The organism is Acinetobacter sp. YH12128, assembly GCF_013418655.1.
GTDB classification, from domain to species: domain Bacteria; phylum Pseudomonadota; class Gammaproteobacteria; order Pseudomonadales; family Moraxellaceae; genus Acinetobacter; species Acinetobacter amyesii.
Window position 1 is genome coordinate 1 of record NZ_VPBO01000037.1, and the last position, 22,941, is coordinate 22,941.

Consider the following 22,941-nt stretch of genomic DNA (forward strand, 5'->3'; position numbering starts at 1 on the left):
AGGAATTGCCACAAGATACGATAAGCTAAAACGTAACTATCAAAGCGCTGTTGCTTTAGCTTGTATATTTATATGGTTGCCTCTTTAGCTCAATTTATCGGCTGTAAATGTCAACACACCCTAATAAATTTGTAGAAATTTTTTCAGGTGCTTTAAGTCAGATCAAAGAGACCGATCAATCTCTACATGTCGTGGATTTTGGTTCAGGTAAAGGCTATCTGACTTTTGCACTATATGATTATTTAGCAAAACACCAGCAAGTGCCTAAAGTGACAGGGGTTGAGCTGAATCCGAAAATGGTGGAATTTTGCCAAAGCGTTGCGCAGCAGTCGAATTTTAGCAAACTCGATTTTTTCCAAGGCGATGTTCGTACCTATGCGCCTGAGCGCTTAGATGTCATGATTGCGCTGCACGCCTGTGATGTGGCAACGGACTTTGCGATTCATACCGGTATTCGATTAAATGCGCAAATGATCATGTGTGCGCCGTGTTGTCATAAAGAACTGCGTCCGCAATTGAAAGCGCCGCAAGTACTTGCACCGATGTTGCAATTTGGTATTCATGCAGGCCAGCAAGCAGAGATGCTTACTGACACGATTCGTGCACTTTTATTAAAAGCATATGGTTATGAAACCAAAGTCTTTGAATTTGTGGCACTTGAACATACCAGTAAAAATAAAATGATCTTGGCAACCAAACGTGCAGACTATGTCGAACCTGATCAAGCGGTATTGGCACAGATTCAAGCTTTAAAAGACATGTATGGCATTCAAAAGCATTCGTTAGAATTATTGTTGAATGATCAATGGGACCAGCAAGATATTGGCTGTAAATGCTAAAGGATGAAGGGATGCAGCAGTTAAATATTCAATTCGGACCGTGGGAGCAACTGGCATCTGCAGCTCGACCGATACGTGAACAGGTCTTTATTTTAGAACAGCAGATATCGCCCGAAGATGAGTGGGATGCAGAAGATGCGATTTCACTGCATTTTATTGTTCATGATGGGATAAAAGCTGTTGCAACTGCTCGTTTGTTGAAAAATAACAGTATAGGCCGTGTTGCTGTTTTAAAGGCCTATCGCGGTCAGGGTGTCGGTAAATTCTTGATGCAAGCCATCATCGAACAAGCGAAATTAGAACAACGTGAATATTTAAAACTATCATCACAAGTGCATGCCATAGCGTTTTATGCCGCGTTGGGTTTTGTTGTTGAAGGTGATGAATATTTAGATTGTGGTATTCAGCATCAAGATATGTATATGGCTTTGGCTTAAATACTTAAAATTCGAAGTTTATAAATAAAAAAACGCTTAATATTTTAAGCGTTTTTTTATTGCATAGATTGGGTCAAAGCTTAGTGGCCATGATCATTCGATGCAGTAGGTTCAGGGCTCATGTCATCCATAGGTGCATGTTGTTCTTCAGTCATATGCATATCTGCTGCAGTCGGCGCAGAAGCTTCACGAGCTGCTTGATCAGCTTGCGCCTTTTTCAACGCTTCTTCTGACATCACAGGGGCATTTTTAAATGCATGCTGTTGAGTATTGTCTTTTTTCTGTTGGCTCGGCATATAGTCTGGTTCATTGGTCACAGCAAGCCAGAAAATACCCATGAATAGCGCACCTAAAATACAGAAGATAATCAGTGCTTTCCAGCCCCATGGTGATTTTTCAGGAGAAGTATGATCTGTCATAACAAGCTACTCAATCGGATAAAAAGAAATCAAAAAACTTGTTACTTTATAACATAAAACAGATGAGAGTTCGCGTAAAATCTAGACTTGTTTGCAAACACGCGAATGCGAAGGAAAATTAAAAGGAGCCGAAGCTCCTTTTGATGTGATTGAACAGCAAAATTTGCATGCTCAAAATGAATAATTAAATCTTCTCAGCTTTCGCCACTTTGTCTTTCAGCAATTGCGGTGCTTTGAAGCGTTCGCCATATTTTGCTTCTAGTGTATTGGCACGAAGTAACGCTTTTTCCAAACCATATTGATTTAAAAATTGAAGTGCACCACCTGTCCAAGGGGCAAAACCAATCCCGAAGATTGAACCGACATTACCATCTACTGTTGATTCAAGTACGCCTTCTTCTAGGCAGCGCAGCGTATCGAGCGACTGTACAAATAGGAAGCGGTCAATCATTTCCTGTTCAGAAATAGCATTATCTTTCTGCCATTTACTCAAGCCTTCCCAGAGGTGCTTTTTACCGCCTTCAGGATATTCATAAAAACCTGCACCCGCAGCTTTACCTTTACGGCCAAACTCATGAATCATTGTCTGAATCACCTCATCCGCACCTGAGCGAGGCAGGTCTTTGCCTTCAGCTTGCAAGGCTTTACGTGTCTCGGCCGCGACATGTTCAGAGAGTGTTAAAGACACTTCATCTTGAATGGCCAATGGACCTACAGGCATGCCGGCTTTTAGCGCTGCCATTTCAATGCGGGCAGGGTGTACGCCTTCAGACAGTAGACGTAAACCTTCTTGTACAAAAGTGCCAAAGACACGGCTGGTAAAGAAGCCGCGACTGTCATTCACCACAATTGGTGTTTTGCCAATTTGCTGTACATAGTCATAGGCTTTGGCTAAGGTTTCAGCTGACGTGTTTTTACCTTTAATTATTTCGACCAATTGCATTTTATCGACAGGGCTAAAGAAATGCAGACCGATAAATTTAGCTTGATCTTGAGATGCATTGGCTAAGCCTGAAATTGGCAAGGTTGAGGTATTGGATGCAAAAATACCGCCATCTGCCAAATAGGTTTCTGTTTCTTGCGTCACTTTGGCTTTCAATTCGACATTTTCAAATACAGCTTCAATGATCAAGTCGCAGCCTTGTAAGTCGGCAGCATCTGCAGTGGCCTGAATCAGGCCTAAAACTTGATCTCGTTTTTCTACACTTAAACGGCCGTGATAAACTTTTTTATCTAGCAGTTTTTGGCTATAGGCTTTGCCTTTTTCAGCAGCTTCAACAGAAACATCTTTGAGTACAACTGCAATGCCTTTTGATGCTGTGGCATAAGCGATGCCTGCACCCATCATGCCTGCGCCTAAAATACCAACTTTGGTGGCTTGCCATTTCGCGACGTCTTTTGGACGGCTTGCACCTGATTTGATAGCATTTAGACCATGCCAGAAGGTGCCGATCATGTTTTTAGAAATTTGACCGGTTGCAAGGTAAGTAAAATAACGTGATTCAATCGTGAGCGCCGTATCGACATCGACTTGAGCGCTTTCAACCGCAGCCGACATAATGGCTTCGGGTGCAGGGTAACAGCCCTTGGTTTTGTCACGCAGCATAGCAGGGGCAATGGCGAGCATTTGCGCCACAGCAGGAGTCGATGGCGTACCACCCGGAATTTTATAGCCTTTTACATCATAGGGCTGTTGTGATTTTGGATTGGCTTTGACCCACGCAATGGCTTTGTCCATCAATTCTTCAAGGCTATCTGCAGTGTCTTGAATCAGCCCCAATGATTTGGCTTTTTCGACACCAATTTGTTTGCCTTCCATCAAGAGCGGAAATGCATTTTGCAGACCCAATAAACGTACCATACGTACAATACCGCCACCACCCGGCAGTAAACCTAAGGTTACTTCAGGTAAGCCAAATTTTGCCTTAGCATCATTAAGGGCGATTCGATAATGACAGCCAAGAGCTAACTCCCAGCCACCGCCAAGCGCTGTACCATTTAAGGCTGCTACAACAGGAATGCCACGGGTTTCGATATAACGCAGTTTGGCTTTCATCTCTTCAATCATATTGAAGAATTCTGTCGCATGCTCAGGTGTAGCTTGAATCAGTTCGTCTAAGTCGCCACCGGCAAAGAAGGTTTTTTTTGCGGAACGGAAAATAATCCCTGCAATATTTTCATCTGCTTGCAGTTTGTCTACCGTTTCAGCCAGTGCAGCACGGAAGTCTGCATTCATGGTGTTGGCAGATTGGTTTGGAGAATCTAAAGTTAAAATGACGATATTGTCGGCATTTTTTTCAAATTGAATTGCGCTCATTTTAGTCTCCTTATACCAACTCAATAATCGTTGCGATACCCATACCGCCACCGACACACAAGGTCGCTAAACCGCGCTTTTTACCTTGGCGTTCTAGTTCATCCATCAGGGTTCCTAAAATCATGGCGCCTGTTGCACCTAGCGGATGTCCTAAAGCAATTGCACCGCCATTCACATTGACTTTGGCAGGGTCAACCTTGAGTTCGGTCATAAAACGCATCACGACTGCTGCAAAGGCTTCATTCACTTCAAAAAGGTCAATATCATCAATGGTTAAGTTAGCTTTGGCTAAGGCTTTACGTGCAGCAGGTGCAGGGCCAGTCAGCATAATGGTCGGGTCTGCGCCCACTAATGCAGTTGCGAGCACTTTGGCACGCGGTTTTAGGCCTTGTTCTTTGACCGCTTTTTCAGAGGCCAGTAAAACTACAGCTGCGCCATCCACAATGCCTGATGAGTTCCCTGCATGGTGTACATGATTGACAGCACCCACTTCAGGATATTTTTGCAATGCGATGGCATCAAAGCCCATTTGACCCATCATGGCAAAACTTGGGTTGAGCTTGCCTAAGCCTTCTGCTGTGGTCGTTGGTTTAATAAATTCATCTTTAGCTAAAACAGTGACGCCTGCTTTGTCTTTAACCGGAACGACAGACTTGTCAAAATAACCATTGGCTTGAGCTGCTGCGGCTTTTTGCTGAGAGTTGGCTGCAAAGGCATCCACATCTGCTCGGCTATAACCGTCAATGGTGGCAATTAAATCTGCCCCAATGCCTTGTGGTATAAAATCACAGGCCATATTGGTTTCAGGGTCGAGCGCCCAAGGGCCGCCGTCACTGCCCATTGGCACACGAGACATCGACTCTACACCGCCAGCCACCACAAGGTCTTCCCAGCCAGAACGCACTTTTTGCGCTGCCATATTCACAGCTTCTAAACCTGATGCACAAAAACGGTTGATTTGAACGCCTGCTACATCATTGTCCCAACCTGCTGCAATGGCTGCGGTTTTGGCAATGTCCGCACCTTGGTCACCAATGGGGGTCACGCAGCCCAGTACAATGTCGTCTACTGCAGCGGTGTCAAATTGATGGCGGTTTTGCAATTCGTTCAATAAACTGGTCAGTAGGCTGATGGGTTTAACGGCATGCAGTGAACCATCTTTTTTACCTTTTCCGCGCGGTGTGCGAATGGCATCAATGATGTAAGCCTCGCTCATAATCCTGTCCCTATGATCTATAAATTTTTATTGGTTTTTTGAGTGTACGGATTAATCAAGCCAGTGCAATGATGAGAACGGGCGAGTCGTTTGATATTTTTGGTCAACGCTTACAGCTGAATAAGGTCAAAATCAACCTGCATATTGAAAGCGAGGATAGGCTAAGATCAGTTGCTATCGATTCAGTACAAATTGAAGATCTGCTTATGCATAAAAATGTGAAGCGAGTGTTGAAAAGTCTGGCTTGGCTTGGCTTGTTTTTGCTGGCTGCTTAGGTTTTGTATGCATAATCGTTTTTTATATTTATATGATTTATGGCATTCATCCTTCAGATGAAGGGACGGGCGGTTTAGCCTGTGAGTATGATCGAAATGATCATGTGACCAAGGCAGAAATGTATCGGATACAGGATGGCAAACGAGTGATTACGCCTGTCGATCCATTGCTTTGTCAAAAACAACGCGCAGATTTTCCGAAATAAAAAACCTGATCGAGATCAGGTTTTAGAGAATGGTATTTTTGAATATTGCTTAATGATAACCATGTAATTGGCGATATAGGCCTGGTGTTACACCGGTCCACTTTTTAAATGCACGGTGGAAAGTACTGGTTTCACTAAAACCGACTTGCTGTGCAACATCTTCAAGGGTTAAGTCTGGGTTAAGCAATAAGTGAATTGCAGCATCTCGACGTAAAGCATCTTTTACACCTTGGTAGCTCTTACCTTCAGCGGCTAAACGACGACGTAGTGTTTGCGGCGATAGATACAGCATTGAAGCAACATCGTTCAAGGTTGGCATTTCTTCGCCAATTTGACTCTTCAGCACATCACGGATACGAGATGTTAATGAATTGGTATTTTTAAATTTAACCAATAACTGTGCAGGAGCCGCTTTTAAGAATTCTTCAAGCGTTTCTTCGTTTTGACGAATGGGTAAATCTAAATAATCCGCTGCAAATGTAATTTCAGTTCGTGGTGTATCAAACTGCATGACAGGTGCAAAAAACAAGGCATCATATTCGTCAGCATGTTCAGGACGTTCATAACCGAAGTGAACACGCTCTAAAGGCAGACGACGTTCAATCAACCAAGAAGCGAGACCATGCCAAATCATCAGCATACTTTCTGTAATGAAATGGTCTGGGTCCATAGATTTTGGAATTTGAGGAACTAAACGTGCTTCGTGCTTATCACGTTCTAGTGTCACCGACCATTCATCACCAAACAGTTTGTAGAACTGCGAAGACAATTCGAGTGCATCACCGAGGGTTTTTGCATGAATAATCAATTGGCACATAATGGCAAAAGTACCCAAGCGGCGCGGTTGAATATCAAAACCGACATGTTCGTCTTGAGTCACCATCCACAACATTTTAATAAAACGTGTGTATTGTTCAGGTGAAATACGCGCTTTGGGTTGGCGTAGAAGTTCAGCCTCAATGCCAACATGAGACAATAAAGTTTCGACATCCATGCCGAGACGTCTCACACCAGTTAAGGCTGCGTTGACGAAATGGATACTGATCGTATCACGACTCATGTTTAATCCTTCAGTCTCTTTAATGTTCACAAATGTTTGACCTAAATGACGCTAAAAAAAGAAATCATGGCAATTTACAACAGCGGTTTTGCCATTTTTACATGGTAAATTGCCGAAACTATCAAGGTAAATGGCTGAACATGACATTGTTTTAATCATTTTATATTTCTACCATGGATAAAAAATCTACACAATTAGAGAAAAATATCCATGGAAGCTGCTTTAAAAGGATTGAAAGTACTCGACTTTTCGACATTACTCCCAGGGCCATTTGCGACCTTGTATTTGGCTGACATGGGTGCGGAAGTTGTGCATATTGAGTCACCGACGCGTCCCGATCTAGTTCGTTTGATGCCACCTTATGCCAATGGGCAAGCCACAGCGCATAGTTATTTAAATCGCAATAAACAATCCATCGCATTAGATTTAAAAGATCCGAAAAGCATTGAATTGATCAAAGCCAAAATTTCAGATTTTGATGTCGTCGTAGAACAATTTCGTCCAGGTGTCATGCAACGCCTGGGTTTGGATTATGCAGATTTGGCCGAAATTAATCCGCGACTTATTTACTGCTCGATTACGGGTTATGGTCAAACTGGGCACTACAAAGACCGCGCAGGGCATGACATCAATTACTTGGCTTTATCAGGCATTTCAGGTCATAGCGGACGCCAAGATAGTGGCCCGCCACCGATGGGGATTCAAATCGCCGATGTCGCAGGCGGATCAATGCATGCAATTACTGGCATCTTAGCTGCGGTGATTGAGCGTTACCGTAGCGGTTTAGGGCAATATATTGATATTTCCATGACCGATTGTGCCGTCGCATTGAACAATATGGCTGCAGCTGGCGTATTGGCTGCCAATGCGGTAACCGCGGCAGAAACTGCACATCTGAATGGCGGAAGTTTCTATGACTATTATCGAACTCAAGATGGTCGCTATCTGTCTATAGGTGGTTTGGAGCCACAGTTTTTACATGGATTGGCGCAAATTCTCGATTTACCCGCTTTAGCAACGCAAGGCATGTCATTTGATCCGCAAGACCAGACTGAAATTAAGCATGCAATTGCCCGAAAAATACTAACCAAAACATGGGCTGAGTGGAAAAAGATTTTTGCCTCTCAAGATGTCTGTGTGGAACCAGTTTTAAGTTTGGACGAAGCTCTAAATTCACAATTGGCCCAAGAGCGGCATTGGTGTGTTGAAGTTCCGCTACAAGAAGGCGACACAATGACACAAACTCAACTGGCATGTCCGATTAAATTTTCTAGATCAGCATTGATTTATACCCATGTGGGTAAAACTTTAGGTGCGGATAATTGGTTATGAATGGTATAAAAAAAGGTGATAAGTTAAACAATAAAACCTTTAAAATCTCTTAATTAGATAAACATCTATGTAAATATTGAGAGTTGTTAACAAAAAAATAAATAAATTATACAAATGTGAGAGTATTATATGAACTATTAACACAATTGGTATATAGGTCTCCGAATGAAAATAGCTGTGAGTAAACTTGGATCTTTATATCTTAGCCTCGGAATAATGCTTGCGGGTTCAGCAACCCAAGCGGCAACTACTGCAGATGCTTTCAGTTCTGAAAGCCCATGGATGTTCGGTGATTGGAACGGTCAACGAACAGCTCTCCAACAGAAAGGTTACGATTTTAGTTTTAGTTATGGTGGCGAATTAGCCACTTTGTTAGATGCAAAGCATGCTTCTGGTCATGGCACTGAATATGCGGACCAATTCGCGATCGGGGCACATCTCGATTTAGAAAAAATTGCGGGTTGGAAAGATACCGAAGCGCAAATCAATATCACTGAACGTAATGGTCGTTCATTGTCTCAAACTTCAGATGCATTAAATGGTCATTTAAGTGCAACACAAGAAGTGTGGGGTCGTGGTCAAACTTGGCGTTTGACTGATTTTTGGATCAAGAAAAAATTCTTAGACCAAAAATTAGATATTAAAGTCGGTCGTTTTGGTGAAGGTGAAGATTTCAACAGCTTTGACTGTGACTTTCAAAACTTAGCACTTTGTGGTTCACAAGTGGGTAACTGGGTCGGTGACCAATGGTACAACTGGCCAGTCAGCCAATGGGCTGCTCGCGTGAAATATAACATTCAGCCTGAACTCTATGCACAAGTCGGGGTTTATGAATACAACCCTGAAAATCTAAAACGTGGTAAAGGTTGGAACTTGAGTACCGATGGTTCAAAAGGTGCGATTATTCCTGCTGAAGTAGTGTGGACTCCAAAAGTGGGGACACAAAAGCTTCCGGGTGAATACCGTGCAGGTTACTACTACAGTACCGCTGATGCCGATGTCATTGATAGCCCAATAAATGAAAAAGATCACCATCAAGGTGGTTGGATTGTGGCGAAACAACAACTGACAGCGCACAAAGACGATGCTTCACGTGGCTTAAGCGGTTTTGTGAATGTCACCGTGCATGACTCAGACACCAATAATGTGAGTGATATGCAAAACATTGGCTTGGTCTACAAAGGTGCATTCGATGCACGTCCTCAGGATGAAATTGCGATTGGTTTAGGTCGTATCAGCATTAATGATGATGTGAATGATGCCAATATTGCCAATAACAGCGTTGATGCACGCGGTCTACAAAGTGAAGAGTATGACGCAGAGATTTACTACGGTATTCATGCAGCAAACTGGCTGACTATTCGTCCAAATATTCAATATATCCGTCACGTCGGTGCTTACAAAAATGGTGAGAATGCGTGGGTCGGCGGTATCAAATTTCAAACAGCATTTTAATTGATGTCAAATTAGAGTTCTTATAAAAGCAATTCGGTAATTCTGAGAAAAATTACGATATTTCCCCTTGAATTGTTTTTGTAACAACTTCTCTTTGCGACATAAAACGGTGGTGTGTTGAATGTGTTTCACGCACCAAATACAACATTCGACAATAGAGGTGGTCAACATGAGCAACCCATCTACCGGAACTGGGATGCGAACATTTACCGTCGTTGTGATGGCAATTTTCGCCTTAGTTCTATTGATTGGTGGTATCTGGCTGGCAGTCCTTGGCGGTTCTTGGTACTACATTATCGCCGGCCTGTTAATGCTGGCTTCAGCAATATACTTAAGAAAAATTCAAAACAGTTCTTTATACATTTATGCAGCGTTGATGCTGGGTACAGTGATTTGGGGACTATGGGAGGCAGGTTCTGACTTTTGGGCACTTGCACCGCGTTTTGATATTTTAGGCTTATTGGGCCTTTGGTTACTGATTCCTGCCGTGACACGCGGTATGGAAAATGGCAAAACTGCGAAAATTACATTATCAGGCACACTGGTGATTGCGATTATCGTGATGATCTATTCAATTTTTAATGATCCGCAAGAAATTCACGGTGAAATTAAAAATGCACAACCTCAAACAGCCAAAGCGATTGAGGGTATTGCTCCTGAAGATTGGCCTGCCTATGGTCGTACACAAGGTGGTGTACGTTATTCTCCACTCACCCAAATCAATAGCGACAACGTTAAAGATTTAGAAGTAGCATGGACTTTCCGTACGGGTGAGTTACCAACAGAAAATGACTCAGGTGAAACCACAAACCAAGTCACTCCGATTAAAGTCGGCAATGACATGTTTATGTGTACAACTCACCAACGTTTAATTGCACTTGATCCTGCGACAGGTAAACAAAAATGGGCATTCGATCCTAAACTTAAAGCGGACAATACCTATCAACATTTAACATGTCGTGGTGTGTCTTATTTTGACGCTGCAAATACCACTCAGTTTGCAAAAAGCTTAGAGAACAAACGCTCGACTTCAACTGAATGTCCGCGCAAAGTGATCTTGCCTGTAAATGATGGTCGTTTGGTTGCAGTCAATGCTGACACAGGTAAAGCATGTAGTGATTTTGGTCATAACGGCGAAGTCGATCTACAAAAAGATATGCCTTATCCGTATCCGGGTGGTTATATCCCAACTTCACCTCCAGTGGTTACTGGCACAACCATTGTGATTGGCGGTTCAACAACTGATAACTTCTCGACTAAAGAGCCATCTGGTGTCATCCGTGGTTATGATGTCAATACCGGTGAATTATTGTGGATCTTTGATACAGGGGCGCAAGATCCAAATGCCATGCCAGGCGAAGGTCAAAAATACTCTGTAGCCTCACCGAATGCATGGGCACCTTTAGCATATGACGAAAAACTTGACATCGTTTATGTGCCAACAGGTGTAGGCACACCAGACATTTTTGGTGGTCACCGTACGCCATTAGATGAACGCTATGCAAACTCAATGTTGGCATTAAATGCATCAACAGGTAAATTAATTTGGAATTTCCAAACCACGCATCATGATTTGTGGGATATGGATGTACCATCACAACCTTCATTGGCAGATATCAAAGATAAATCAGGTAATACTGTTCCTGCGATCTATGTCTTAACCAAAACAGGTAATGCATTCGTCCTTGACCGTCGTACCGGTAAAGCGATTGTGCCAATCACCGAAAAAGCAGTTCCACAAACTGTAAAACGTGGTCCACAAACTAAAGGTGAGCATTATTCTGCAACTCAACCGTTCTCTGATTTTGATTTAGCACCAAAAGATAAATTGACTGATAAACAAATGTGGGGTGCCACTATGTTTGACCAGTTGATGTGTCGTGTGTATTTCAAATCATTAAACTACGACGGTATTTATACACCACCTTCTGAAAATGGCACATTGGTATTCCCAGGTAACCTTGGGGTATTTGAATGGGGTGGTATGTCGGTGAACCAAGACCGTCAAGTCGCTGTGATGAACCCAATTGGCTTGCCATTTGTGACTAAGTTGATTCCTACAGATCCAAACCGTGAGCAAACTGCGAAAGGTGCGGGTACTGAACAAGGTGTTCAACCAATGTATGGCGTGCCTTATGGTGTGGAAATCAAAGCTTTCTTGTCACCACTTGGCTTACCTTGTAAACAACCTTCATGGGGCTTTACTGCAGGTGTAGATTTAAATACACATGAAGTGGTCTGGAAAAAACGTATTGGTACAATTCGTGATAGTTTACCGAAATTGTTCCAATTACCTGCTGTGAAAATTGGTGTACCAGGTCTTGGTGGATCAATCTCGACTGCTGGTAATGTCATGTTTGTAGGCGCAACACAAGATAACTATATCCGTGCAATCAATGTAACGAATGGTGATACTTTGTGGGAAGGTCGTCTACCCGCAGGTGGTCAAGCGACTCCAATGACTTATGAAGCAAATGGTAAACAATATGTTGTGATCATGGCTGGTGGTCATGGTTCATTTGGTACAAAACTTGGTGATTACCTTGTTGCGTATGCGTTACCAGATAAAAAATAAGTGATTTTACATCGCTAAATAAAAAGCCCGATTTATCGGGCTTTTTATTGGCTGAAATTCTTTATGTAAATTTATGCTAAGTAATGGAGAAATAATTCAATATATTAATAAATAAAAAGTAAATGACCGGAATCCGCTATATCAGTGAAATTGCGACAGTCTTATCAATAAAATCGCTATTAAATATGTAAAAAACGCATTTTCTTGATAGATAAAATCTCGTTATGCTATGCATTGTTATAATAGAAATTACTAGCTGTACGCCATGTATTTATATACTGATTTTGACCAGCAACTGGTTAATGAACGTGTTGCACAGTTCCGTGATCAAACGGAACGTTATTTAGCAGGTAAATTGACGGAAGATGAATACCGTCCACTGCGTCTTCAAAACGGCCTTTATGTACAACGTTATGCACCGATGCTACGTATTGCAGTACCTTATGGCCTGATGAATTCTAAACAATTACGTAAAATTGCGTCATTGGCTCAGGACTATGACCGTGGTTATGCGCACGTATCTACTCGTCAAAACATTCAGTTTAACTGGCCTGCACTAGAAAATGTGCCTGATATGTTACAAGAGCTCGCATCTGTTCAAATGCATGCGATTCAAACTTCGGGTAACTGTATTCGTAACACCACAACTGACCAATATGCAGGTGTGGTTGCAGGTGAAATTGCTGACCCACGCCCAACGTGTGAATTGATTCGTCAATGGTCAACTTTCCACCCAGAATTCGCTTTCTTGCCACGTAAGTTCAAGATTGCAGTTTCAGCACTGGAAGAAACTGATCGTGCGGCAACGTCTTTCCATGATATCGGTGTGTATATCGTGAAAAATGAAGCAGGCGAGATTGGCTATAAAATCAAAGTGGGTGGTGGTTTAGGCCGTACTCCAGTGATTGGTAGCTTTATTCGTGACTTCTTGCCACGTGAAGATTTGATTGCTTATTTAGAAGCGGTACTTCGTGTATACAACTTACACGGTCGTCGTGATAACAAATATAAAGCGCGTATCAAAATTTTGGTGAAAGCATTAACACCAGAAGTATTTGCAGAGAAAGTGGAAGCTGAATTTGCACATACCATCCAAACATTAAAAATTGATGCTGATACCTTGGCGAAAATGGATGAGAACTTCACACCATTTGATTACCAAGATTATGCGGATGAAGACTTCGCAGAGCAATTTGCCGCAGAGCCGAAATTTAAACAATGGTTCAACATCAATACCAATGCACATAAAGTCAAAGGTTATCGCATCGTTACGATTTCTTTGAAACGTGCGGGTATTGCACCGGGCGATATGACCGTTGAAGAAATGAACCTAATTGCTGACTTGGCTGATAAATATACCTTTGGTGAGTTCCGTACCACACATGAGCAAAATATTGCGCTTGTAGATGTACCGCAAAAAGATTTGTTTGATCTATGGAAGATCCTTGATCAACACAATCTTGCACGTGCGCATATCGGTTTCTTAACCGACATCATTTGCTGCCCTGGTGGTGATTTCTGTTCATTGGCGAACGCGAAATCGATTCCAATTTCTGAAGCCATTACACGTCGTTTTGATGACTTAGACACTATTTACAATTTGGGTAAATTGGATCTGAACATCTCTGGCTGTATGAATGCGTGTGGTCACCACCATGTCGGTAACATCGGTATTTTAGGTGTAGACAAAAAGGGTGCTGAGTTCTATCAAATCACTTTGGGTGGTAATGCCGACCATGATGCATCAATTGGTGACATCTTAGGCCCATCATTTGCAGCTGATGTTGTACCTGACATCATCGAAGAGATCTTAAATACTTATCTAGACCTTCGTGCAGAAGGCGAAGAGTTTATTGATACTTACCGCCGTGTTGGCATCCAACCATTTAAGGAGCGTGCATATGCTTAATACAGCACTACAAGTCCTCTCTAAAGATGGCTCGATTGCAGACAATACTTACCAAGTCATTGGTGAAGATGGTGTGTTGCCACAAGGTGACGTGGTTTTAACAGTTGAGCAGTTAGATCAACTTGCGAATGTGTCTGGTAAAAAAGCACTTTTCGTAACGGTGGATGCTTCACCTGAAACCAATGAATTCCCGCTTGACCAGTTAGATGCCATTTTCATCGAATTTGCCGGTTTTAATGATGGTCGTGGCTATTCATTTGCTGCATTGTTACGTCGCCAAGGTTTCCAAGGAGAACTACGTGCGACAGGTGATGTATTCAAAGACGTGTTGAACTACATGAAGCGTTCAGGTTTCGATACTTTTGTAGTGAAAGAAGGTAAAGATATTGCTGAAGCTGCTGCTGGCTTAGGTGATTTTACCAATCCATATCAAGCTTCAACTGCAGTGCCGCAAGCGCATTATCAAACTGGTGCTTAAGTGCCTTGATCAATAAAAAAGCCTCCATTCGGAGGCTTTTTTATTGATCGAAATACTTTTAATGAGTGATTATTCATTTTTAAGCTGGCAATTGACCATCCATTTAATACCGAACTGATCGGTAAATGCGCCATACAGCGCACCCCAAAAGGTCTTTTCGAGAGGCATTTCTATAGAGCCACCTTTGGACAACGCATCAAACAGTCGTTTTGCTTCAGCTTGTTCACCACTGTCTAAATTAATAGAAATATAATGATTGCTGCCTACGGTAGAGGGTTGGTTGGTTTGTGCACAAAATTTTTCGTTGACATCTGAGGCCATCAGCACGGTAAATTCATTGATCGGTAGGGAAATATGCATAATCTTTTGCTGATCTGCATCGGATAGTGAAATGCCTTCCTCAGCAGGCATATCACCATAACGCATCACATTGAGGAACTCTCCACCAAATACAGAACGATAAAAATTAAAGGCTGCCTCGGTATTGCCTTGAAAATTCAAGTAGTGATTGAGCTGCATGGTGGTCATCCATTTTTATTATGTCGACATTTATTTTAAGAGCCTTGGCTGAGCTGTATGTGAACAATTTATGTCTAAAATGTAAGCATAAAAAATCCCTCTTACAGAGGGATTTTTCAGTCTCCCTCCTTTATTAAAGGAGGGGTTAGGGGAGGATTAAAGAATATTCCCTCTAAATCGCCCTTTGTGAAGGGAGTCAGCAGAGGATTAAAGCAATTCAATCGCCACAGCAGTCGCTTCACCACCGCCAATACACAGCGCTGCAATACCACGTTTACCGCCTGTACGTTTTAATGCATGGATCAGCGTTAAGATAATGCGTGAACCTGTAGAACCAACAGGATGTCCAAGCGCACAAGCACCCCCGTTGATATTTACTTTTTCAGCATCTAATTTAAATTCATCAATAGGGCACATCGTGACCATGGCAAAAGCTTCATTAATTTCCCATAAATCGACATCAGCAACATTCCAACCCGATTTATCTAGAACTTTTTGAATTGCGCCTACAGGTGCAATAGTAAATTCTGAAGGATGCTGTGAATTTGATGCATAAGCCACAATTTTCGCTAGTGGATTTAAGCCCTTTGCTGATGCTTGTTCTGCTGATGTTAATACTAAAGCAGACGCACCATCAGAAATAGAACTGGCATTGGCAGCGGTAATTGTTCCATCTTTAGCAAAAGCAGGGCGCAGTGTTGGAATTTTTTCGATATTGGCGTTAAAAGGCTGTTCATCTTTATCGATAATCACATCGCCTTTACGACTTGAAACAGTGACAGGCACGATTTCGTCAGCAAAATAACCCTCAGTAATTGCAGTTTGAGCACGTTTAAGCGAGCGAATGGCGAAGTCATCCATTTGTTCACGTGTATAGCCTTTTGTATTTGCCATATCTTGCGCAAAAGACCCCATGAGTCGGCCCGTTTCTGCATCTTCTAAACCATCTAAGAACATATGATCTTTAACGTCACCGTGGCCCATACGGTAGCCAGCTCGTGCTTTGGTCAAAACATAAGGGGCATTGGTCATTGACTCCATACCACCTGCAACCACGACTTGAGCCGAACCTGCCTTAATCATATCTGCCGCTTGCATCACGGCCTTCATACCTGAACCACACAGCTTGTTGATGGTTACGGCACCAGTTGAATCTGGAAGACCGGCTTTACGCATCGCTTGACGGGCAGGACCTTGTTTCAGACCAGCCGGAAGCACACAGCCCATAATGACTTCTTCAACATCTGTCGGTTGTATACCCGCGCGTTCGATGGCTGCTTTAATCGTAACTGCGCCTAATTCTGGTGCAGTGACAGCGGCTAAACTCCCTTGAAAACCACCCATTGCTGTACGGGCACCATTCACGATGACGATATCAGTCATTACATGTCTCCATTTTCTTATACATTTTGAATACGTCAGCAGTATAAGTAAAATTGAACAGGAATAAAGCAAATTTAAAAAGCTGTTTTGTACTCGCCGGTTCTCAAATTAGCAACTGGCTGGGTTTTCAAATCGGATATGTCCCATTCGACTTAAGACCGCTCGGATCGGTTGAAGCGTTGATTTCGAACAGTAGTAGAAACTGCCATTTGAACCATTGGGTAAACCTGAGCTGGCCTGAAAGGTTAGACTTGGAATGTGTAGAGTCCCACGCCAAGAGAGATCACCATATTTTAAGTTGAGTTTATCTTGCAGTAATATTTTTTCATTTGCGTCGACTTGACGGTTTTTATTACTGTCAATAAATATGATCAGACCACTGTTCCAATTGTTAGGTTGGCAAAGTTTAAAGTCAAGACTAGGACAAATCACAATATTGGAGTGATAAATTGTGGCCTGAGCCCTTGCGAAAGCATTGTGATTCTGAATAGTCAATTTGATGTTATTCGCTTCGCGCTGCGCCATTAAATTGTTGAAATGTGGTAAAGCTATCGTCACGATAATGACCATAATCGCAATTGAGACCAAAAGTTCAAATAAAGTAAAGCCGGTTTCTTTGTTGTAAGGCATTGATTTAATCCAAAATTTAATATTATTTTTATATGTCTAATGTTATATGTGTTTTTAATGGCGATATTAATTTTGAGTATAGAATTTTATTACTCAATTTTAGATAAAGCTGTTAAAATGAAAATAGCAAGTGACAATAGGCGATTCACTGCTCAAAATTGAGTAAAAATTTACCGAATTACAACGGAAATTGTAAGTAATTTTGTCAATAATTTACTTGATTAGATTAATCAAGCACTTGGAAAAAGAAAAAAGTGTTTGTATGATTCAGCGTGAATAGCTTAAAAAAAAAACTGGGGTATAAGAAAGCCTATCTCAGGATAGCCAATTTTTCGGCTTGAGCTTGAACAACAATTGTTATCTCTGGAGGATAAATCCATGAAAATGAGTCGTATTGCATTAGCAATGCTCGTAGCTGCTCCTTTAGCTGCTGCAAACGCAGGCGTAACTGTTACTCCATTAATGCTTGGTTACACTTTCCAAGACACTCAACACAATAACGGTCGTGATAACTTAATTGACGACAATGCAGAACTTCAAGATGACTTGTTTGTTGGTGCAGCACTTGGTGTTGAACTAACTCCTTGGTTGGGTTTTGAAGCTGAATATAACCAAGTGAAAGGTGATGTAGATGCAGACCTTGGTGAATACAAGCAAACTCAAATCAACGGTAACTTCTATGCTACCTCTGATTTGATCACTAAAAACTATGACAGCAAAGTTAAGCCATATGTATTGTTAGGTGCTGGTCACTATAAATACAAATTTGATGAAAACTTCCGTGGCGACCGTGGTACTACTGAAGAAGGTACTTTAGGTAATGCTGGTCTAGGTGCTTTCTGGCGCTTAAACGACGCTTTATCTCTACGTACTGAAGCTCGTGCTACTTACAACATCGATGAAGATTTCTGGAACTACACAGCTTTAGCTGGTCTTAACGTAGTTCTTGGCGGTCACTTGAAACCTGCTGCTCCTGTAGTTGAAGTTGCTCCTGTAACTCCAGTTGCTCCAGTTGCTCCAGCTCCTCAAGAGTTGACTGAAGATCTTAATATGGAACTTCGTGTGTTCTTTGATACAAACAAATCAAACATCAAAGATCAATACAAACCTGAAATTGCTAAAGTAGCTGAAAAATTAGGTGAATACCCTAATGCTACAGCTAACATCGAAGGTCACACAGATAACACTGGTCCACGTGCTCTAAACGAACGTTTATCACTAGCTCGTGCTAACTCTGTTAAATCTTCACTTGTTAACGAATACAACGTTGACCCAGCTCGTTTATCTACTCAAGGTTTCGCGTGGGATCAACCAATCGCTGACAACAACACTAAAGAAGGCCGTGCTATGAACCGTCGCGTATTCGCTACGATTTCTGGTAGCCGTACTGTAGTGGCTCAACCTGGTCAAGCTCAATAATTTGAGTTTAACTTCGGTTAGAAAAAAGCGGCTCTTTTGAGTCGCTTTTTTTTTGTTAAAAATTTAAAAAAGGAGATTTAAATTTGGCTAAAAGGCACTAACGCAAAAGCGTTGTTTACTTTTAAATAATCGTTGGATGTAAAAGGATTTATCTATTCATGTGGCAATTAAGCATGTAAAAATTCAAACTATTGTATATTAATTAATCATCTGTTTGCCTAAGAGCTTTAATTGAACATAACCAGGTTGTATTTTTATTTTTTTATAAAAGCAATAAAAAAACAATTATTTACATTTGTCTTATCTACAATTTATAAAAAATGAATATTTATATTTTTCATTAAAAAAATATAATCATCGGGATTCATGATGCAGTTAAGAATTATTCTAAATATAATAATGATTCTTATTCAAGTAAAACTAATCTTGAAATGATGAATAATTTTGCAAAAACACACTTAGTACGTTCTATAACTATGGTGCTGCTCGGTGTTGGAGGGGCTACATCTGTGTTTGCAGCGGATACAACGGTACTTGAGACGATTGAGGTTGAGGTACCTGCAGAAAAGCAACTTGCAAATGGAAAATTGAAAGCGCAGACAGAACTTGGTGCACTGGGAAATAAAAAAATTGTTGATACGCCATTTAGCGTTGCTGCATATAGTGAAAAGTTAATTGAAGAACAGCAAGCGACCACCGTGGGTGAAGTGCTGAGAAATGATGCGAGTGTTCGTATCACAACAAACCAAGGCCATTTAAACGAAAACTTTAATATTCGTGGCTTTGATGTCAATCATGATGATATTGCACTAAATGGTATCTATGGTATGGCACCTTATGGGCGTGTACCGACTGAATTTCTAGATTCGGTAACGGTTTTAAAAGGCCCGAATGCCTTAGTTGCTGGGATGTCACCAGCAGGTTGGGTCGGTGGTGTGGTCATCGCTAAAACTAAGCGTGCAGATAAAGAAAAAACTCAAGTTTCAGCTTCAATGGAAGAAGGTGGTTTTTACCAATCAGGTTTTGACGTTTCGCGACGTTTTGGTGCTGAAAAAGAATTTGGTCTACGTGTGAATGGTGCTTATGGTCAAGGTGAGCACATTATTGAAGGCATGGAAGATAAACATGCATCAGGTGCAATTGCTGCAGACTATACAACGGATAAGTTAAAACTTAATTTTGATGCCTATGCGGTACGTGATGACCGTAATGGTGGTTCGCCTGCGATGGTGGCATTTGGTGTCAAAGATGCTCATGGCCATACCTATAATGGCGTGCTTGCTGCACCTAAAGGCGATACCAATTATTTTAAAAATTTGGAAGGCCATACTGATAGTGAGTTTGTAGGCTTAAGTAGTGAATATGCATTTACACCTGACTTAAATGTTTATGCAGGTGTAGGACATATTGAAAAGGCCTATAGTGGCCATATTTTTGGTACGCGTCTTGTCGTTGGCCAAGCAGATGGTCATGCCACATCTCAGTACTATCGTACGGGGTCATCAGAGTCGATTACATCAGCAAATACAGGTATTCAATATAAGTTTAATACGGGTGCTGTAAAACATGCTGTAAATGTTCGAGCTGATTATTTGACCAAAGAAACAGATCAGCATGTTGCGGCAACACAAGAGAAAATTAATTCAACTAATTTGTATGATCCTGATACGACTGTAGGGATGCCTTCTGCGTACCCAGTGGTTAAACCGAATTTAGATAATAAATATACTAGCTATACGGTATCTGATCAGATTTCAATGTTAGATGATAAGTTGCAATTTATTGTTGGTGCACGTTATCAAGATATCGACACAAAGAATTTACAGAAAAATACAGGCTATCAAGACGATAAAATATCCCCAAGCTTAGGTGTTGTGGTTAAACCATTTGGTGAGAATCTTTCTATTTATGCAAACTATGTTGAAGGTCTTTCTGAAGGTGTAACGGTGAATAATGTTGCAGATGCCAACAATAATGTCACCTTTGCGCCATTCCAAACCAAACAATATGAATTGGGTGCTAAATATCAAACAGGTAGTTGGTTAAATACATTTGCACTTTATCAAATTGAAAAACCATCGACGATGTCTTCTGATTATTCTGATGGAAATACAGGTAGTAGTGTCAACCAAATCACAACAGATGATGCAGAAACACGTTCACGTGGCGTCGAGTGGGCATTTTCTGGGGAGATTTATACTGGACTAAATCTGATGGGTAGCTTGGCTTATATTGACGCTGAATATACCAAAGCAGCGGTGAAAAGTGGCGTAACCAATCAAGGTAATACGGTGTATGGTTTTCCTGACTTTACTGCTACACTCGGCTTGGATTATGCAGTGCCGTATGTGGATGGTTTGAATGTCAATGCACGTGCAAACTACGTGAGTGAACAGTACTTAAATGAAACTAATACACTTAAACTGCCAGACTACACAATTTTAGATCTTGGTGCGCGCTATAAAACTCAATTAGGTGGTGTGAACACAACGTTCTTAGCTAATATTGATAACGTGACTGATGAAAAATATTGGGAAGGTATATTTAACTCAGGTTATGCCTTAGTGGGTGGTCCACGTACTTATAAAGTTGGTGTGACTTTTGATTTCTAAGTTAGATTAGTTTTTTAATATAAAAAGCCACCTATTTAAGGTGGCTTTTTTGTTGATGAGTGATTCACGGAATATATTGCTTCACCACACCGTCATCTAGGAGTTGTTGGAAATGCTCAACCACACTGTTTTGAATATCACGGTATTCGATCCCTAATTCTTTCTTGCTCTTATCTGCATTAAAGTAAATTGGGTAACCCATATTGAGTTCAACAAATTTACGTGGGAAACCTGCAAGAGGGCCAAATGCTTTAAAGGCAAACTTCGGTAAGGTATTACGTGGAAAAGGAAATTTATTACCAAAATGCGAGCGTAATATTTTCCCCATTTCTAATAAACTTAATGTGCCACCGCTAATGATATAACGACCTGATGCTTTAGGGTTTAATGCTGCTTGTACGTGCGCTTCGGCGACATCACGGACATCGACAATTCCATTCCACATTGGTGGAACACCGGCCAAAGTCATACCATTGGCAAACTGTTGTAGAACTTCAACGCTTCCTGACTGTGTTGACGCTGTTAAAGATGGCCCCATGACCAGTGCTGGATTAATACAGACCAGATCCCAACGGTTTTGTGCTTTTTGCATTTCCCACGCTTTGCGCTCAGCCATCACTTTTGAATATGGATAAGGCTGATGCGTCTCAGAGCTAGAAGTGTTCCAATGCGATTCATCAAATTCATTATGCTCGGTCTGTAGAATATCAATGGCATCACCATAAGTTGATGCAATGCTTGACGTTACCACCACTCGCTTAACGGATTCAGTTTTATTTACACTATTGAGTACATTTTCAGTGCCTAAAATAGCCGGATCAATAATGTCTTTTATTGCGTCTTTATAGTTGGTCACTACAAAAGGGGATGCCATATGGATCACAATGTCACAACCTTGCATGGCTGAATCAAATGCACCCTCATCTAATAAATTGGCTTGGAACAGTTTTAAAGTGCCAGTTGTATCAGCTGCAATTTTTTCGAGATGTGCAAATCCTGATGTTTTATTCAGATCACGAACTGTGGCATGTACCGTGTGCCTTAATTCGAGTAAATTTTTGATGACCCAACTGGCAATATAGCCTGTCGCGCCTGTGACGAGTATCTGTTTTGTTGTCTTGCTATTCATATTCTTCAACTTTAATTGACGCATTTTTTTATCATATTGAGAATATTTAGTTTTGTCTTTGATTGATTTGAAAAAATATATGTTGATGATTGGGTTTAATGCGCACTAAATTCAGCAGAGAATGCATGTGAATGCTGAAAAAGTATTTTTTTATTGATCTTAAAAAACGCGAATATGGGATGAATGTTGGATAGATGTATATTCTTATGATTATGGACGCAAAACCTCACAAATGAATGGATAAAGAGTCATATCTAACTTGTGCGCTTTAACTTAAAGCCTAGATCTTAGGTCTAGGCTTCTTCATTTCGTAATAGATGCAGCTTTTGAAAATTTTAATTTTGAATCAGAGATTTCACTTTAAATATGATAAAACCAAAGAATAAAGAAGATTTTGATTGGTATGTAATAAGTGAATTTTTCAGGTGATGTAGAGATTTTTGTATCCTGTCTTGGAACTAAAGAGTCAAGTTCAGATATTTTGAAAGCAGTTATTCTTGTTGCAAGTGAGTTTGACTCATTAGAGACTAATTTCGGTGGAGAAAAGCTATTCTATTGGCAATTTTTAAGAGAGGGGTTACGTTCAGGTTTAATGAACATCAAATGATGTGTGCTTAAAAAACAGGAGGGTTTAACTTGGTAAACTATACATACTCATTAGGAGTTTACCATGAGCAAGAAACAGAAGACTTACACCGCAGAATTTAAAGCTGAAGCCATAAAAGCCATTG

18 protein-coding genes and 2 pseudogenes are annotated in these 22,941 nt (G+C 41.2%); 12 read left to right on the forward strand and 8 right to left on the reverse strand.

The window, feature by feature from the left end; all coding sequences use genetic code 11:
• From FTU64_RS15110 to FTU64_RS15120, 3 genes and pseudogenes are all read left to right on the forward strand, one after another.
• A pseudogene (locus FTU64_RS15110) lies at positions 1–88 on the forward strand (IS5/IS1182 family transposase); the annotation flags it as partial.
• A 34-nt stretch (positions 89–122) separates the two neighbouring features.
• Positions 123–839, forward strand: a pseudogene (locus FTU64_RS15115) (SAM-dependent methyltransferase); the annotation flags it as partial.
• A gap of 11 nt (positions 840–850) precedes the next feature.
• Positions 851–1,276: a GNAT family N-acetyltransferase gene (locus tag FTU64_RS15120; protein WP_373886583.1), complete on the forward strand. Its 426-nt coding sequence runs from the start codon at positions 851–853 to the stop codon at positions 1,274–1,276.
• Between the two features lie 80 nt (positions 1,277–1,356).
• Here the strand turns inward: FTU64_RS15120 and FTU64_RS15125 are convergent, their stop codons facing one another.
• The 3 genes from FTU64_RS15125 to FTU64_RS15135 all read right to left on the reverse strand — a co-directional run bounded on the left by FTU64_RS15125 (position 1,357) and on the right by FTU64_RS15135 (position 5,228).
• Positions 1,357–1,695, reverse strand: a complete 339-nt coding sequence (locus tag FTU64_RS15125) for a hypothetical protein (RefSeq protein WP_180060201.1) — start codon at positions 1,693–1,695, stop codon at positions 1,357–1,359.
• A 184-nt stretch (positions 1,696–1,879) separates the two neighbouring features.
• Positions 1,880–4,012, reverse strand: coding sequence for a 3-hydroxyacyl-CoA dehydrogenase NAD-binding domain-containing protein (locus tag FTU64_RS15130; RefSeq protein WP_180050298.1), 2,133 nt, complete (start codon positions 4,010–4,012; stop codon positions 1,880–1,882).
• 10 nt (positions 4,013–4,022) lie between these two features.
• Complete coding sequence (locus FTU64_RS15135; protein WP_180060204.1) at positions 4,023–5,228, reverse strand: acetyl-CoA C-acetyltransferase; 1,206 nt, start codon at positions 5,226–5,228, stop codon at positions 4,023–4,025.
• Positions 5,229–5,472: 244 nt separating this feature from the next.
• Between FTU64_RS15135 and FTU64_RS15140 the strand changes: the two genes are divergently transcribed.
• Positions 5,473–5,709 carry a hypothetical protein gene (locus tag FTU64_RS15140; RefSeq protein ID WP_180060206.1) on the forward strand — a complete coding sequence of 79 codons (237 nt, stop codon included), beginning with the start codon at positions 5,473–5,475 and terminating at the stop codon, positions 5,707–5,709.
• A gap of 49 nt (positions 5,710–5,758) precedes the next feature.
• Here the strand turns inward: FTU64_RS15140 and FTU64_RS15145 are convergent, their stop codons facing one another.
• A complete protein-coding gene (locus FTU64_RS15145; RefSeq protein ID WP_180005120.1) occupies positions 5,759–6,769 on the reverse strand; it encodes an AraC family transcriptional regulator in 1,011 nt (336 codons plus the stop codon).
• Positions 6,770–6,979: 210 nt separating this feature from the next.
• Here FTU64_RS15145 and FTU64_RS15150 point away from each other — a divergent pair, with 210 nt between their 5' ends.
• The 5 genes from FTU64_RS15150 to FTU64_RS15170 all read left to right on the forward strand — a co-directional run bounded on the left by FTU64_RS15150 (position 6,980) and on the right by FTU64_RS15170 (position 14,518).
• Positions 6,980–8,101, forward strand: a complete 1,122-nt coding sequence (locus FTU64_RS15150; protein ID WP_180060208.1) for a CaiB/BaiF CoA-transferase family protein — start codon at positions 6,980–6,982, stop codon at positions 8,099–8,101.
• Positions 8,102–8,317: 216 nt separating this feature from the next.
• Positions 8,318–9,556: a carbohydrate porin gene (locus FTU64_RS15155; protein ID WP_257221519.1), complete on the forward strand. Its 1,239-nt coding sequence runs from the start codon at positions 8,318–8,320 to the stop codon at positions 9,554–9,556.
• A gap of 169 nt (positions 9,557–9,725) precedes the next feature.
• Positions 9,726–12,131, forward strand: coding sequence for a glucose/quinate/shikimate family membrane-bound PQQ-dependent dehydrogenase (locus tag FTU64_RS15160; RefSeq protein WP_180060212.1), 2,406 nt, complete (start codon positions 9,726–9,728; stop codon positions 12,129–12,131).
• 265 nt (positions 12,132–12,396) lie between these two features.
• Positions 12,397–14,040 (forward strand): nitrite/sulfite reductase, encoded by a 1,644-nt coding sequence (locus FTU64_RS15165; RefSeq protein ID WP_180055243.1) that lies wholly within the window; start codon positions 12,397–12,399, stop codon positions 14,038–14,040.
• Positions 14,033–14,518 carry a DUF934 domain-containing protein gene (locus FTU64_RS15170; RefSeq protein ID WP_168379542.1) on the forward strand — a complete coding sequence of 162 codons (486 nt, stop codon included), beginning with the start codon at positions 14,033–14,035 and terminating at the stop codon, positions 14,516–14,518. The genes FTU64_RS15165 and FTU64_RS15170 overlap by 8 nt, the downstream gene beginning before the upstream one ends.
• Before the next feature lie 69 nt (positions 14,519–14,587).
• Here FTU64_RS15170 and FTU64_RS15175 read toward each other — a convergent pair whose 3' ends face one another.
• The 3 genes from FTU64_RS15175 to FTU64_RS15185 all read right to left on the reverse strand — a co-directional run bounded on the left by FTU64_RS15175 (position 14,588) and on the right by FTU64_RS15185 (position 17,050).
• Complete coding sequence (locus FTU64_RS15175) at positions 14,588–15,037, reverse strand: VOC family protein (protein ID WP_180055245.1); 450 nt, start codon at positions 15,035–15,037, stop codon at positions 14,588–14,590.
• 207 nt (positions 15,038–15,244) lie between these two features.
• Positions 15,245–16,420, reverse strand: coding sequence for a thiolase family protein (locus FTU64_RS15180; RefSeq protein ID WP_111885014.1), 1,176 nt, complete (start codon positions 16,418–16,420; stop codon positions 15,245–15,247).
• Positions 16,421–16,528: 108 nt separating this feature from the next.
• Positions 16,529–17,050, reverse strand: coding sequence for a GspH/FimT family pseudopilin (locus FTU64_RS15185; RefSeq protein WP_180022841.1), 522 nt, complete (start codon positions 17,048–17,050; stop codon positions 16,529–16,531).
• 378 nt (positions 17,051–17,428) lie between these two features.
• Between FTU64_RS15185 and omp38 the strand changes: the two genes are divergently transcribed.
• Both omp38 and FTU64_RS15195 read left to right on the forward strand, forming a co-directional pair.
• Complete coding sequence (omp38, locus tag FTU64_RS15190) at positions 17,429–18,469, forward strand: outer membrane protein Omp38 (RefSeq protein WP_180055247.1); 1,041 nt, start codon at positions 17,429–17,431, stop codon at positions 18,467–18,469.
• Positions 18,470–18,903: 434 nt separating this feature from the next.
• Positions 18,904–21,081, forward strand: coding sequence for a TonB-dependent siderophore receptor (locus FTU64_RS15195; protein WP_180060216.1), 2,178 nt, complete (start codon positions 18,904–18,906; stop codon positions 21,079–21,081).
• 64 nt (positions 21,082–21,145) lie between these two features.
• Here FTU64_RS15195 and FTU64_RS15200 read toward each other — a convergent pair whose 3' ends face one another.
• Positions 21,146–22,210 (reverse strand): aldehyde reductase, encoded by a 1,065-nt coding sequence (locus FTU64_RS15200; protein ID WP_180060214.1) that lies wholly within the window; start codon positions 22,208–22,210, stop codon positions 21,146–21,148.
• A 412-nt stretch (positions 22,211–22,622) separates the two neighbouring features.
• On the opposite strand from FTU64_RS15200, the gene FTU64_RS15205 reads away from it, so the two are divergent.
• A complete protein-coding gene (locus FTU64_RS15205) occupies positions 22,623–22,817 on the forward strand; it encodes a hypothetical protein (protein WP_257222273.1) in 195 nt (64 codons plus the stop codon).
• Positions 22,818–22,941: the final 124 nt, after the last annotated feature.